The sequence below is a fragment of the Mesorhizobium sp. M0698 genome (assembly GCF_040320455.1).
Classification (GTDB): domain Bacteria; phylum Pseudomonadota; class Alphaproteobacteria; order Rhizobiales; family Rhizobiaceae; genus Mesorhizobium.
Genome location: NZ_JAMYPQ010000012.1, coordinates 54,313 through 68,760 on the forward strand (window position 1 = coordinate 54,313; position 14,448 = coordinate 68,760).

Annotated in this window: 13 protein-coding genes; 4 read left to right on the plus strand and 9 right to left on the minus strand. The window is 62.9% G+C overall.

The genetic code is table 11. The annotated features are described in order from the left end of the window. Positions 1-8 precede the first annotated feature (8 nt). Positions 9-347, minus strand: coding sequence for a hypothetical protein (locus NKI16_RS22235; RefSeq protein ID WP_023679017.1), 339 nt, complete (start codon positions 345-347; stop codon positions 9-11). Positions 348-550: 203 nt separating this feature from the next. On the opposite strand from NKI16_RS22235, the gene NKI16_RS22240 reads away from it, so the two are divergent. Beyond that, on the plus strand, positions 551-2,542 hold the full coding sequence (locus NKI16_RS22240; protein ID WP_352782606.1) for a PhoX family protein: 1,992 nt from the start codon (positions 551-553) through the stop codon (positions 2,540-2,542). A 101-nt stretch (positions 2,543-2,643) separates the two neighbouring features. Here the strand turns inward: NKI16_RS22240 and NKI16_RS22245 are convergent, their stop codons facing one another. The 4 genes from NKI16_RS22245 to NKI16_RS22260 all read right to left on the minus strand — a co-directional run bounded on the left by NKI16_RS22245 (position 2,644) and on the right by NKI16_RS22260 (position 5,682). Next, on the minus strand, positions 2,644-3,324 hold the full coding sequence (locus NKI16_RS22245) for a GNAT family N-acetyltransferase (protein WP_352782605.1): 681 nt from the start codon (positions 3,322-3,324) through the stop codon (positions 2,644-2,646). Further along, entirely contained in the window at positions 3,321-3,812 is a 492-nt protein-coding gene (locus tag NKI16_RS22250; RefSeq protein ID WP_023679020.1) for a MarR family winged helix-turn-helix transcriptional regulator, read from the minus strand. Before NKI16_RS22250 ends, NKI16_RS22245 begins: the two co-directional genes overlap by 4 nt. Before the next feature lie 167 nt (positions 3,813-3,979). Then, on the minus strand, positions 3,980-4,741 hold the full coding sequence (locus NKI16_RS22255; protein WP_352451914.1) for an ABC transporter permease: 762 nt from the start codon (positions 4,739-4,741) through the stop codon (positions 3,980-3,982). A 14-nt stretch (positions 4,742-4,755) separates the two neighbouring features. After that, entirely contained in the window at positions 4,756-5,682 is a 927-nt protein-coding gene (locus NKI16_RS22260; protein ID WP_352571566.1) for an ABC transporter ATP-binding protein, read from the minus strand. 263 nt (positions 5,683-5,945) lie between these two features. Here NKI16_RS22260 and NKI16_RS22265 point away from each other — a divergent pair, with 263 nt between their 5' ends. The 3 genes from NKI16_RS22265 to NKI16_RS22275 all read left to right on the plus strand — a co-directional run bounded on the left by NKI16_RS22265 (position 5,946) and on the right by NKI16_RS22275 (position 10,954). Continuing rightward, on the plus strand, positions 5,946-7,319 hold the full coding sequence (locus NKI16_RS22265; RefSeq protein ID WP_352782604.1) for a cytochrome ubiquinol oxidase subunit I: 1,374 nt from the start codon (positions 5,946-5,948) through the stop codon (positions 7,317-7,319). Then, a complete protein-coding gene (locus NKI16_RS22270; RefSeq protein ID WP_352571564.1) occupies positions 7,316-8,320 on the plus strand; it encodes a cytochrome d ubiquinol oxidase subunit II in 1,005 nt (334 codons plus the stop codon). The genes NKI16_RS22265 and NKI16_RS22270 overlap by 4 nt, the downstream gene beginning before the upstream one ends. 99 nt (positions 8,321-8,419) lie before the next feature. Beyond that, positions 8,420-10,954, plus strand: a complete 2,535-nt coding sequence (locus NKI16_RS22275; protein ID WP_352840152.1) for a mechanosensitive ion channel family protein — start codon at positions 8,420-8,422, stop codon at positions 10,952-10,954. 199 nt (positions 10,955-11,153) lie between these two features. Here the strand turns inward: NKI16_RS22275 and msrA are convergent, their stop codons facing one another. From msrA to NKI16_RS22295, 4 genes are all read right to left on the minus strand, one after another. After that, the gene (gene msrA / locus NKI16_RS22280) at positions 11,154-11,882 is read right to left on the minus strand and encodes a peptide-methionine (S)-S-oxide reductase MsrA (protein WP_352782600.1); all 729 of its coding nucleotides are present in this window, start codon (positions 11,880-11,882) and stop codon (positions 11,154-11,156) included. 77 nt (positions 11,883-11,959) lie between these two features. Then, complete coding sequence (locus NKI16_RS22285) at positions 11,960-12,280, minus strand: hypothetical protein (RefSeq protein ID WP_352571561.1); 321 nt, start codon at positions 12,278-12,280, stop codon at positions 11,960-11,962. Between the two features lie 79 nt (positions 12,281-12,359). Beyond that, positions 12,360-13,070, minus strand: a complete 711-nt coding sequence (locus tag NKI16_RS22290) for a DUF1223 domain-containing protein (protein WP_352575294.1) — start codon at positions 13,068-13,070, stop codon at positions 12,360-12,362. A 179-nt stretch (positions 13,071-13,249) separates the two neighbouring features. After that, positions 13,250-14,335: a TadE/TadG family type IV pilus assembly protein gene (locus NKI16_RS22295; RefSeq protein WP_352620816.1), complete on the minus strand. Its 1,086-nt coding sequence runs from the start codon at positions 14,333-14,335 to the stop codon at positions 13,250-13,252. Between the last annotated feature and the right edge of the window lie 113 nt (positions 14,336-14,448).

Sequence of the window (14,448 nt, forward strand, 5' to 3'; positions counted from 1 at the left end):
GATCGCAGTTACAGCCTTTGCAGATAGGGCCCGAGCGTGATCAGCGCCACAGCTGCGATGGCAAGCACGATGCCGGTTGCCTGTAAGGCATTGACGCGCTCGCCGAAGAAGACCAGCGCCACCACATTCACCGACACCAGCTGGATCACCGCCGACAGGCTGAACGACACCGACATGCCGAATTCACGGATCAGCCTCAGCATGATCAGATTGCCCAGCGAATAGAGCGCCAACGTCAGCACAATCTTGCCGAGGCTCGGCGCCAGCCCCCACTGTTTTGCGGCCATCGCCGCCAGCAGGAAGATCACCGTCGAAACGCAGAGCTGCCCAAGTCCCCAGAAACTCACTTTTGTTCTCTCCCGATGTGTCCCTACGCGCCTGCCGCAGCTCTTGTTTCCGAAGCGCCGGTCGCGGTCAAGCGGGCCCGATGTTGGACACGAAATCGCAGATGGTAATTAGCCGGCATGTCATCAAACTGTGACCTGCCGGCGATACCGGATTGGCCAGGCAACACGCTCCAGCAATCCATCCAGCCAGAGGCAGGCCCACTATGACCGAACATCGCTCCCCTGACGCCCATTTCCGCACCAGCCTGCTCGAGGAAAACGATGGGCCAGGAGCCAATCCCACCGACAACCGCACCATGGGTGAGATCATCGCCGCGCGGTTCTCGCGCCGCGGCTTCCTCAAGGGCTCGCTTGCCGTCTCGGCCATAGCCGCTACCGTCAGCCCGCTGGCGCTGATCACCGCCGACAATGCCCGCGCCGCCGAAGGCTCCGCCTTCGCTTTTGACGAGCTCGAGGCCGGCATCGACGACAAGCATCACGTCGCACCCGGCTATGACGCCGATGTACTGCTGCGCTGGGGCGATCCGCTGTTCGCCGATTCGCCGGAATTCGATCCGACAAAACAGTCGGCGGAAGCCCAGGCCAGACAATTCGGCTACAACAACGACTATGTCGGCTATATCCCGATCGACGGCTCGGCCGAGCACGGCCTGCTGGTGGTCAACCACGAATACACCAATCCGCACCTGATGTTTCCGGGCCTCGTCACCATCGTCGACGGCAAGGCCAAGCAGGCGCCCCTCAGCAAGGAACAAGTCGACGTCGAGATGACGGCGCATGGCGGCACTATCGTCGAGATACGCAAGGTATCAGGCAAATGGCAGGTCGTTCGCGACGGCAAGCTCAACCGCCGCATCACCTCCAACACCGAGATCGCGCTCTCCGGCCCGGTCGCCGGCCACGACCGCGTCAAGACCAGCGCCGATCCGACCGGCACGAAGGTCATCGGCACCATCAACAATTGCGCCGGCGGCGTCACGCCATGGGGCACCTATGTCATGGCCGAGGAGAACATCCACGGCTATTTCTCGGGCGAGCTGCCGCAGGGGCATAAGGAAGCCGCCAATTACAAGCGCCTCGGCATTCCCGAAGGTGCCTATGAATGGGCAGCGCATTACGACCGTTTCGATATCGGCAAGGAGCCGAACGAGCCGAACCGCTTCGGCTGGATCGTCGAGGTCGACGTCCAGGATCCGACTTCGGCGCCGAGGAAGCGCACCGCGATGGGGCGCTTCAAGCATGAGGGCGCCGAATCGATCGTCGCCAAGGATGGCCGTGTCGTCTTCTATCTCGGTGACGACGAGCGCTTCGACTACGCCTATAAGTTCGTTACCACAGGCAAGTTCAATCCGGACGACCGCGCCGCCAACATGGATTTGCTCGACGACGGCACCTTGCATGTCGCCAAGTTTGCCGACGACGGTTCGGTCGAGTGGCTGCCGATCGTCTTCGGCCAGGGGCCGCTGACGGCGGAGAACGGCTTTGCCGGCCAGGCCGATGTGCTGATCGAGACGCGCCGCGCCGCCGACCTGCTCGGCGCCACCAAGATGGACCGTCCGGAAGACATCCAGCCCAATGCCGCCAACGGCAAGGTCTACGTCATGCTGACCAACAATTCGAAACGAAAAGCCGACCAGGTTGACGCCGCCAACCCACGTGCCGAGAACGCCTTTGGCCATATCATCGAGATCGTCGAGGACGGCGGCGATTTCACTGCGACAAAGGGCAAGTGGGAAATCCTGCTGAAATGCGGCGATCCCGCTGTGGCCGACGTCGGCGCCACCTTCTCGACCGCAACCACCGCCAATGGCTGGTTCGGGATGCCGGATAATTGCGCGGTCGATTCGGCCGGCCGCCTCTGGGTCGCCACCGACGGCCAAGGCCCGAAAGCCACCGGCCGCACCGATGGTCTGTGGGCTGTCGATACGGAGGGGACGGCACGGGCGACATCAAAGCTGTTCTTCCGCGTGCCGATCGGCGCCGAAATGTGCGGTCCCCTGTTTGCGCCGGACGACCAGACCGCCTTCGTTGCCGTCCAGCATCCGGGCGACGGCGGCGAGGACTGGGAGGCTTTCGGCCGTCCGTCCTACTATGAGGATTTGTCGACGCGCTGGCCCGACTTCAAGCCGGACGTGCCGGTGCGCCCGGCGGTCGTTGCCATCACCAGGCAAGGCGGCGGCAAGATCGCGGTCTGACACGCAGCAAGGTCTTGCAGTCTCAAGGAAGGATTTCGGCCATACGAAATCCTTCCTTCCGATACGGGATGCATCCATGCTGGGCATCATGCGCCGACTAATCATTCGGTGCGCTGAACCACGGCCACATTCATTGTGCTTCGCAATCTGAAGCCAATGGACTCGTATAGTGTAATGGCCGCGGCGTTGCTGGCATAGGCGTGGAGATAGGGAACTTCGCCGCGCGCCACTATCCGGTTTGCCACGAATAGGGACAGCAGCTTGCCCAGGCCACCGCCGCGAAATTCCGGATGTGAGCACACCCCGCTGAGTTCGGTATAGCCAGGTTGCTTCATGCGCTCGCCGGCCATTGCCGCAAGCCTGCCCTCGATTTTCACACCCCAAAAATCGCCCAGGCTCAAGGCTTCGAGCGTGAATGGGCCAGGCTTGGTGAGCAATGCCAGGGCGAGCATCTCAGCAGCATCGTCTCGGGTCAGACGATGCACGCGCGGGGCGGAGACGATCTGCAATGGCTGCTCGGCGATCATCTGAACCCCGGCTGCGGTCGAAGTCGCGGAAAGCCCCGTGGGCAGAGCAATCGCGTCCGCTTGAAGCAGGATCACACTCTCGCCCGGGGAGACAAGGTTTTCGAGCGCCCGCAGGCTTTCCGGGTCGTCCGCGCCAGTGGCGGCGAAAGGGACGATCGACGGCCGATATCGCATGGCGAGGTTGTCACCCTCCGCGAAGGCCCGATGTCGCGTCTGAAGCGCGCTCCAGATAGGGCGGTCGAGCAGATGTCTCATTGCGCGGCACCCTCAGGCTTATTTACACGACGGTCGAGAGGGGCAGCGGCGAGGCCGTCCTCGATGGCAGCCAGCTGCTCAAGAAGCGGCCCCGAAAAACCTGCGCACAAATCCGCGACCACGTTCTCGATGCAAGGCCAGACGTCGCGCTTTGCGACATCGACCAGCCGCCGGCCGTCCCGAGTAAGCGAGACGATCCTGCGCCGCTGGTCATCGGTCGACGGACTGACCTCGAGCAGTCCCAATCCGGCCAGAAGCGAGACGCTTCGCGTTACGCCTGGCTGCGCGATGCCAAGGGATTGCGCCAGTTCCCCGACCGACAGCGGACCCAGCCTGTCGAGCGCGGCCAGCAGCGGGTATTGGCTCGCCTGAACCGGGACATCCAGCCTGTCGAGCAAGCGCTGCGCCTCCGCTTGCAGTTGCTCGCCTATACGCTTTAGCCTGCTGCCCAGGCACAGGAAGCCAAGCGATCGTATGACGTCTTCCATAGGTCAATTCATCCCATGAACATCGATAACATGATATATAACAATGCATGAAAAGCAAGATCGAGGCATTCAAGCGCGGGTTCCAGGCATCGGGCGCAGGCCTATGTCGCCTTCGGCAAGGAAAGGTCGATCGATAAGGCTGCTTCGCCTGGACGAGGCCCGTTCGATCAGTTGCGCAGCCGGTAGCCGGTCCTGAAGATCCAGGCGACGATCGCTATGCAGATGAGCAGGAAGACCACCGTCATGCCGAGGCTGACGCCGACCGAAACGTCGGACTTGCCGTAGAAGCTCCAGCGGAACCCACTGACCAGGTAGACCACCGGGTTGAACAGCGTCACCGTGCGCCAGATGCCGGGCAGCATGTTGATCGAATAGAAGCTGCCGCCGAGGAAGGTCAGCGGCGTGATGATCAGCAGCGGCACCAGCTGCAGCTGCTCGAAGCTCTTCGCCCAGATGCCGATGATAAAGCCGAACAGGCTGAAGGTCACCGCCGTCAGCACCAGGAAGGCGAGCATCCAGAACGGATGCTCGATCGTCAGCGGCACGAACAGCGAGGCCGTCGCCAGGATGATCAGGCCAAGCACGATCGACTTTGTCGCCGCGCCCCCGACATAGGCGATGACGATCTCCAGATAGGACACCGGCGCGGACAGCAATTCGTAGATCGAGCCGACGAATTTCGGAAAATAGATGGCGAAGGAGGCGTTGGAGATCGATTGCGTCAGCAGCGACAGCATGATCAGCCCCGGTACGATGAAGGCGCCGTAGCTGATGCCGTCGATCTCGGTGATGCGCGAGCCGATGGCCGAACCGAAGACGACGAAATAGAGCGACGTCGAAATGACCGGCGAAACGATGCTCTGCAGCACAGTGCGAAGGGCGCGCGCCATCTCCACCCGATAGATCGCCCATACCGCATGAAGATTCATGGCCGCGCGCGGGTTCATGCCGGTTTCCTCACCAGATTGACGAAGATCTCCTCGAGCGAGCTGTTTTCCGTATCGATGTCGCGGAACTGGATGCCGGCCGCCTCGAGCTCGCGGATCAGCGAGGCGACGCCCGGCCGTTCGCTCTGGTTGTCATAAGTATAGGTCAGCTGTCCGCCATCCGGCGAAAGCTCCAGCGCGTAGTGCGAAAAAGCATCGGGAACGGTGGCCAGGGGACTGCGCAGTTCCAGCACAAGCCGTTTGCGGCCAAGCTTGCGCATCAGCTCGGCCTTGTCCTCCACCAGCACGATCTCGCCGCGGTTGATGACGCCGACGCGGTCGGCCATCGCCTCGGCTTCTTCGATGTAATGCGTGGTCAGGATGATGGTGACGCCGTCTTCGCGCAGCCGGCGCACCATCGCCCACATGTCCTGGCGCAGTTCGACATCGACGCCTGCCGTCGGTTCGTCGAGGAACAGGATGCGCGGCTCGTGCGACAGCGCCTTGGCAATCATCAGCCGGCGCTTCATGCCGCCGGACAGCGTGATCGCCTTGGCGTCCTTCTTGTCCCAGAGCGACAGGTCGCGCAGCACCTTTTCGACGAACGCCCTGTCCGCCGGCTTGCCGAACAGGCCGCGGCTGTAGTTAACCGTCGCCCACACGCTCTCGAAGGCGTCGATGGTCAGTTCCTGCGGCACCAGCCCGATCAGACTGCGCGCGGCGCGGTAGTCGCGGTTGATGTCATGGCCGTCGACGGTGACGGAACCCGACGAGCGGTTGACGATGCCGCAGACGATCGAGATCAGCGTTGTCTTGCCGGCGCCATTCGGCCCGAGCAGCGCAAAGATCTCGCCGCGCACGATGTCGAGATTGATCTCCTTCAGCGCCTTGAAGCCGGTGGCGTAGGTCTTGGTGACCCCGGAAATCGAGATGATCGGCTGCATGGCTGAAAACGACTGCTTGAAACAGAGTTGTTGATTTAATCCGCTGAATGTCGGTTCGCAAATCCGGATGTCAATGGCGCTCCTGACAGTTCTGGACCATCGAGGTTCGCCGGAATAGGCAACACCTGCCCGGTCGTCCAGCCAAATTCCACGCAAAAGCAGATTAACCGCACTGCGGCGTTCCGCCTCGCGGCGGGACGCCGCTTTGACCGTCCGGTGCATCAAGCCTATCCTTCAACAAACAAGCAGCAGCCGGAGCCGCCATGGACCCGCTCATTCTGTCGCGCATACAGTTCGGCGCGAACATCTCGTTCCACATCCTGTTCCCGGCGATCACCATCGCGCTCGGCTGGGTGCTGCTGTTCTTCAAGCTCCGCTACAACGCGACAAACGATTCCGCCTGGATGCGCGCTTATTTCACCTGGGTTAAGGTATTCGCGCTGTCCTTCGCCATGGGCGTGGTTTCCGGCGTCACCATGAGTTTTCAGTTCGGCACCAACTGGCCGGGCTATATGGAGACGGTCGGCAACATTGCCGGCCCGCTGCTGGCCTACGAAATCTTGACCGCCTTCTTCCTCGAGGCGGCGTTCCTCGGCATCATGCTGTTCGGCTTCCGCCGTGTCTCGAACCGCGTCCACACGCTGGCGACGGTGCTGGTGGCCGGCGGCACCACCTTGTCCGCCTTCTGGATCATCGCGCTCAATTCGTGGATGCAGACGCCGGCCGGCTTCGAAATGCGCGATGGTGTTGCGCACGCCACCGACTGGTGGGCCGTTGTCTTCAATCCGTCCATGCCCTACCGGCTCGTCCATATGCTGCTTGCTTCGGGCCTGACCGTCTCGTTCCTGGTCGCCGGCCTGTCGGCGCTGCGCTATCTCTACGGCGATCGCTCGGAATCGATGTGGAAGGCGCTGCGCACCGGCGTCTTCACCGCCGCGATCCTGATCCCGATCCAGATCTTTGCCGGCGACCAGCACGGCCTCAACACGCTGGAACACCAGCCGCAGAAGATCGCCGCGATGGAGGCCAACTGGAACACCGGTCCCAACGTGCCGCTGGTGCTGTTTGCGCTTCCAGATGAAGCGGCCAAGGAGAACAGGTTCGAGCTCACCATTCCCGACGGCGCCAGCCTCATCCTCAGGCACAGCGCCGGCGGCATCGTACCGGGGCTGAACGATTATACCGGCAACCATCCCCCGGTATTTCCGGTGTTCTGGGGCTTTCGCATCATGGTCGGCACCGGCCTCCTGATGCTCGCCGTCTCCTGGTCGGCGGCCTTCTTCCTCAAGCGCCGCCACGGCCTGCCCAAGCCGCTGGCGCTTGTCATGGTGCCGATGGCGCTGTCCGGCTGGCTGGCGACGCTGGCCGGCTGGTACACCACCGAGATCGGCCGCCAGCCCTGGCTGGTCACCGGCGTGCTGCGTACCGCCGATGCTGTCGGGCCGGTCGCCGGCAGCCATGTCGCACTGTCGCTCGCGGTCTATCTCATCCTCTATGTGCTGCTCTTGATCGCCTATCTCGGCGTGTTGGTGCATCTGGCATTGAAGGCGGCGAAGGATGGTGACACCTCGCCGCTACCGGGCGTCATGAACAGGCCGCTGTCGCAGCCGGTTGCGCAACCAGGAGAAACATCATGAGCTTCGACTGGCCGACCCTGCTGCCTCTGATCTTCGCCGGCCTGATGGGCCTCGCTATCCTGATCTACGTCATCCTCGACGGCTTCGATCTCGGCATCGGCATCCTGTTCGCCGCAGCCGAAGACACCGAACAGGATACGATGATCGCCGCCATCGGCCCGTTCTGGGACGCTAACGAGACCTGGCTGGTGCTGGCGGTGGGCTTGCTGCTGGTCGCCTTTCCATTGGCGCACGGCACCATTCTGACGGCGCTCTACATTCCGGTCTTCGTGCTGCTGGTCGGCTTGATCCTGCGCGGCGTCGCCTTCGATTTCCGCGCCAAGGTGCCGGCCGGCAGGAAGCACCGCTGGAACCGCATCTTCTTCCTCGGCTCGGTCATCGCTTCGCTGGCGCAAGGTTATATGCTCGGCGTCTATGTGCTCGGCCTCGACGTCGGCCCTGGCGGCATGGCGTTCGGCGCGCTGGTGGCGCTCTGCCTTGCCGCGGCCTACGCGGCGATGGGCGCGGCCTGGGTCATCTATAAGACCGAAGGCGATCTGCAGAAGAAGGCGGTGCTGTGGCTGCGCACGGCGTTGGTGCTGACCGCGCTCGGCATGGTCGCGGTATCGCTGGCCACGCCCTTTGCCAGCGCGCGCATCTTCGACAAATGGTTCGTCTGGCCGGCCATGCTCTATTTGTCGCCGCTGCCGATCCTGTCGGCAGTGCTGTTCCTGTGGCTGTGGCGCCAGACCTTCCATCTGCCGAAGCCCGACGACCGCCACGCGCTGCTCCCGTTCCTGACATTGGCCGCGATCTTCACGCTCGGCTTTGCCGGCCTCGCCTGGTCGTTCTACCCCTTCGTGGTGCCCGACCGGCTGACCATCTGGCAGGCTGCTTCGGCACCCGAAAGCCTGGCCGTCATCCTGGTCGGGACGGTCGTCGTGCTGCCGATCATCATCTTCTATTCGTTCTTTGCCTACCGGGTGTTCGCCGGCAAGGCGACGGATCTGACCTATGACTGACCGGTATCGCCGTCGCCTGAAACAGAATATTCATCTTCAAGCGGAATAACCTTCTCTGGCCGGCCCAGCAGAATCGCCGGCAAGAAGAAGGGCAACAGAATGAACCCCTTTTCTGCGGCAGGACAGGATCGGCTGCTGCTTTTGCTGATCCGGACGGTCGCGCTGATCGGCGCACTCGCGCTTGCCGGCCTGCTGCCGGCCATGCCGCAGGCGCATGCCCAGGACGCGGCCAACTGGACGGGCGTGTGGGACACGAAGTGGCGCGGCGGCGGCGCCCAGATCAAGTTCGAGCAGACGGGCACTGACGTAAAGGGCGTGTACCCGCTTTATAACGGCCGTATCGAGGCCAAGGCCGAAGGCGACAAGCTTGTCGGCCACTGGTTCGAAGGCGACCGCCAGGGCGCCTTCACCTTCGTCCAATCGCCTGACGGCGGCAGCTTCATGGGCCGCTTCGATGCCGCCACCGCCGAATGGTGGACAGGTGTGCGCGTCAGCGCCGTCGAGGACGTCCGTGTCGACCAGTCGAGCCCGATGAGCACCATGCGCTCGTTCCTGCAGACAATGAACGAGAGCGGCGCCGACAATGTGCCGCGCGCCACCGGTGGCGGCATGGGTCTTGCCGGTCTGGCAGCGGGTCTCGTCGACGTCACCGAGGCCGACCGCGGCGGCCTCAACATGCCCGATTACACCAAGCTTCTGTTCACCGTCATCGACAACGCGACGTTCCGTCTGTGGAGCATGCCGCATGATGCGATTTCCGGAGACGAGGTGACGGCGACGCTGCCGCAATACGGCACCAGGATCTCCTTCGACGTCACTTTTCGTCGCAAGAATGGCGACTGGTTCATCGTCGGGCCGCCACTTGCCCAGCTCCAGGCCAAGCTCGCCGAATTCCAGGAAGCGCGTGGCGAAGCCGTCGACATGGTCGACGATCCGAGCAGGCTCGCCTCGCCGCGCGACACGTTCAAGGTATTGTTGAGCGGCCTCACCGAAGCCGGCGACCCGGCGCAGGCGGCGCTCGACCTGCGCAACTACAGTCAGGCGGTGCGTGGCGACGAGGCGTTCCTGCTCGAGCGCTATCTCAAAAAGGTCATCGACCGCATCGGCTACGTCTATTGGCAGGAGATCCCCGACGATCCGAAGAGCAACACCCCCTTCGTCTATTTCGAGCATCCCGTCGGCAACATCGTCATCGGCCCGGTCGAGACTGAGAAGGGCAAGATCTGGCAGTTCACGCCCGAGACGCTCGCCCACATCCGCGCGCTCTACGCCGATGTCGAAGACGTGCCGGTGGCGCCGGAATTCGCCGCCTTCGCCAGCACCGACCCGTTCTTCATCGCCCGTGGCCTCGCCCGCGAGATCAGCCCCGGCCTGCTCACCCGCGCCGGCCCGATGGAGCGCTGGCAATGGTCGATGCTCGGCCTTGCCGCACTGGCCGGCATCGTCTTCGGCTTCATCGCCAATGCGCTGATTTCCTTGTTTGTGCGAAGGACGGACAGCCCGGCCTTCTTCCGCATTGTCGAATGGGCGGTGCGCTCGATCGTGCTTGGCTTCTTCCTGCTGTTGACGCTGCGCCCGCTCGGTCTGCCGCAAGTGGTCGCCGCCCCGGTCAAGGCAATCGCCTGGAGCCTGGTCGTGATCGGCGCCGTGCCGGTGGTCTGGCACCTGATCGGCAAGGTCGCCGACCATTACCGTGGACTGTGGCAGGTGCCCGGCTATCACGACACGCTGATTTCGCTGTCCACCGGCGTGGCGCGCGTCGCCGTGCTGGTCGTCGCCTTCCTGCTGCTGGCCGAAGTGCTCGCCATCCCCTACGAAGGCGTCATCGCCGGTCTCGGCATCGGCGGTCTGGCGGTGGCGCTGGCCGCGCAGCCGACGCTGCAGAACTTCCTCTCCGGCCTGACGCTCTATGCCGATCGGCCGGTCAGCGTCGGCGACTTCTGCAAGTTCGGCGACCAGTCCGGCACGATCGAGCATATCGGCATGCGCTCCACCCGCATCCGGTCGCTCGACCGCACGATCATCTCGGTGCCAAACTCGGATTTCGCCGGCATGCAGATCGAGAACTACGCGCATCGCGACCGCACCCGGTTCGCGACGACGCTGCAGCTGCGCTACGAAACGACGCCCGATCAGCTACGTTACGTCCTGGCCGAGCTGCGCAAGCTGCTGATTGCCCATCCGCGCGTCATCGATGAGCCGTGCCGCGTGCGCTTTGCCGGCTTCGGCGCCTATTCGCTCGATATCGACGTGTTCACTTATATCAAAACCGCCGACGTGGCCGATTTTCAAGCCATCCGCGAGGACATCCTGTTGTCCATGATCAACATCATGGATGATGCCGGCGCGCAGTTCGCCTTCCCTTCGTCACTGGAATACAGAGCCACCGACCTTCCGGTCGACGACGAAAAACGCATCGCCGCGGAGAAAAGGGTCAGCGATTGGCGCGAGACGGAAAACCTGCCTTTCCCCGACTTCAGCCAGATCGACAAATTCGCGTTCAACAACACACTTGCCTACCCGCCTGAGGGTTCGGCGCATTATCGTGAGACAGAACCCGACCCGGACTCGGCCGAGGCAAAGGCGACGCTGGAGAAGGTGCGCTGGAGCCTGCCCTGGAAAAAGGGGGAGTAGTGCGAAGCGCGGAAACTGCTGATCTCCCCCCTTGAGGGGGAGATGTCGCTGAAAGCGACAGAGGGGGTCGCCGCGCGTGGAGTGCCAACTTCGTCTTCCTCGATATGCTGGACCGCGTCGCGCCAACCGAACCGACCCCCTCTGGCCTGCCGGCCATCTCCCCCTCAAGGGGGGAGATCAGCAGGCCCCCCGCAAAAGCTCAGCTCTTGTTGGCGGCCAGCACCAGCACCGGCTTTTCGCTGTAGAGGTTGGGGAACAGCCGCTTCAGATTCTCGACCTTGGGCAGATCGTTGTAGACGATATAGGGATAGGTCGGGTTGAGCGTCAGAAAGTCCTGGTGATAGTCCTCGGCCGGATAGAAGGTCTTGCCGGTCTCCAGCGTCGTCACGATCGGCTTGGGAAACACCTTGGCCTTGTCGAGCTGGGCGATGTAGCCTTCGGCGATCTTTTTCTGCGTGTCGTTTTCGGCAAAGATCGTCGAACGGTACTGGGTGCCGCTGTCCGGCCCCTGGTAGTTCAGCTGCGTCGGATTGTGCGCGACCGAGAAATACACCTGCAGCAGCTGGCCGTAGGTCACCTCGGACGGCTCGTAGGTAATCTCGACGGATTCGGCATGGCCCGTCCGGCTGGTGCCGACCATTTCATAGACGGCCGTGTCCTTGTCGCCGCCGGCATAGCCGGAAACGGCGCTGGTGACGCCGTTGACGTGCTGGAACACGCCTTGCACACCCCAGAAGCAGCCGCCGGCGAAGACCGCCTTTTCGGTGCCGGCGGTGGCCTTCTCGTCCAATGCCGGCGGCGGGATCACCACCGCGTCTTCGGCCGAGACTGCCGGCGTCTGCCAGAGCACGGCCGCGGCGGCCGTGAGGATGAGCGCGGCAAGTGCTGCTTTTGCGAAATTCGACGATCGTTTCAGGGCTCCGGTCATGTCTGATCTCCCATGATGCTGGTGTGGATTATACGACGGATAGGTCCGCCGGGCTCTCACATTGCTGTGCGCATCGCCTATTTGGCCGGAGCCATGGCATCGCAGGCCTTGGTCGCTTCGGCTTTCTTCATGGCGTCCGTCTCGGCGGCGGCCTTGGCCATGCAGTCGGCCTTCATCGGATCTGTCGCCTTCATCGCGGTCGTGGCCATCGCGTCAGCCGCCATGGCGCCGGCCGGCTTCATTGCGTCCGTTGCCGGTTTCATGGCGTTTGTTGCCATGGCGTTCGCCGGCTTCATCGCATCTTCGGCCCGCGCCGCGCCTCCTGCGAACAGCGCCGTCGAGCAAAGTGCGAAGGCGAGTGCCGCCAGGGTCGGGCGATTGGTCAAAGGATTGGTCATGATGATCTCCTAGGGTTTGGCAGGGGTTGACGGCATGCAGCGGCGCCGCTGCGGCGTTGCGCAAATTTCGGAACGGGTTCTAATTCGCTGCGGCAGCGAGGATCGGCCCGCCGCCCGGCACCTGCACCAGCACCGCTGTGCTGAGGCCGCCCGTCGCCGCCGGCAGCGGCAGTGCGGTGGCGTCGCCGGTCCAACTGCCCAGCCTGGTCAGCGAATGCACGACATTGGCGTGCGGCAGCGTGCGGCCGGTGTTTTCTCCGCGCGCCACCGGCACCTCGACGACGCCCTTGCCGTAACGCACCAGCCAGACATCGGCCCTGCCGCCGGGCACCGGACCGGCGCCGATGCTGACCTTTCCGCCGGCGAGCGACAACGAAGGTCCGTCAGCGTGGCCGCCACTCGAAATCAGCTGCTCGATCTCGCCCGGCCTGGCGCCGACGGCATCGGCCCTGCCGTTGACCACCACTTGCGGCGTGAACGGGCCGGAACGGCCGAGCGACGGTTCATAGCGGACCTGGCGCTGCGTGAATTCTTCTTTGCCGAATGTGTCCTTCCAGCCGAGATAGTCCCAGTAGGTGACGTTGAAGGACAGCGCCAGCACGCCGGGCCGGTCCTTGACCTTGATCAGATTGGCGTTGGCCGGCGGACAGGACGAGCAGCCCTGGCTGGTGAACAGCTCTACGACGGTCAGCGTCTGGCCGGCGGCCGCGCTGGTTGCCGACAGCACAGTCGCGGAAAACAGTGCCGCGGCGAGCCCCATCAGGGCTGTGCTTCGTTCCGATCCGGTCATCGCTGTTCTCCTGTGCGGTTCCATGTCCACACTTCGCCGCCGACACACGGTTCGTTACAGCATCACCGCTTCGTGATTGAGGAGAAGTCCGAGTTCCTAGAGCATTAGCGAGAGCCGAGGGGATGTCCGATCTCCCCCCTTGAGGACCCACAAGGGGGAGATCGGCACTCAAGTCGCCCCTATTGTGTGAGCACGGTTTCCGAAGGCCGCTTGTTGAACGCGCACTTGCCGGTCACAAAATAGGAAAAATCGGCATCGTCTATGGTGTTGTTGGTAAGTGATCCGCCATCTTCCCACGCTTGACTGCTGGTGATGCCGCACGGCACGGCCTCAAAGATGTCGACAGTCGTATTGGCCAGCGTCTTGACCTTGTCGATAAACAATCGGTCGGACGTGGCCGGATCGTCCGATCGCAGGGTTTCTTTCGTGCCCGAGGCCAGATAGCCGCCGCCAAGACCAGGATTGGGATTCGGAATCTTCATCTCCAGAGACAGGTTATCCATGTCCTTCACGTCGATCACCGCACCGGCGCCGGTCGCGGGATACATCGTGTTGACGCAGGTGGTTGCGTATTTCCTGGTACCGCTGATCTGAGTGATTGTGCCGGTGGGCAAGCCATAGAAGCTGGTCACCGTGACGGTCGTGCATACTTGTTTCTGGACCAGCGTCTCCGTCGTTCCGTTGATCGTGTAAACAGAGGACGTCCCGTAGCCTTTGGGATCGCCAAACCTGTTGTACGCGTAGGAGATCCTCATCAGCTTGTTGGCCGCCGCGTCACCTGGTTTGGTGCCGTAGAGCGTCACCGTCTTGTCCCACCAGCCAGAGATCTTGTCGACCTTGAACGTGGCTTGCACCAATGCCGGCCGCTTTGTCACTGCCGACGCAACGCCGATCTGCACCGTGTTGATCCTGGCGATCTGCATGAAATTCGTCGGCATGGCAAAGCCGGCCGAAGCCTTGATGCTGGCGGCGCCGTCGGTGGCGACGACGAAGCTGTCGAGCTTGGCCGTGCCTTGCCCGCCATTGGCCAGGTATGCCTCCTGCAGTTTTACCTGGCGGTCCGCCAGTGAGGTGTCCGTCGAAAGCGTCGTGATCGACAGCGACGCTGCATCGAGGGCGTTCTGCATCGATGCCCTGGTTGAAACCGCAGAGGTATAGTCGATGGAAAAACCCAATGCGGCAACCATCGGGATAAGCAAGATGGCGAGCAATGGCGCGAACGAGCCGCTCACCGATCTGAGAAATTTGCGTGCTGACAACGGCATTCCGATCCCCCCGAAACGGCGATGGCCAGTGGGCTATCACGCCGGGCGCGAACTATGCTCTAATCTCATGGATCAAAGTTTAACGACTTTGCCGCCCCGCCGCCGCACCCGCG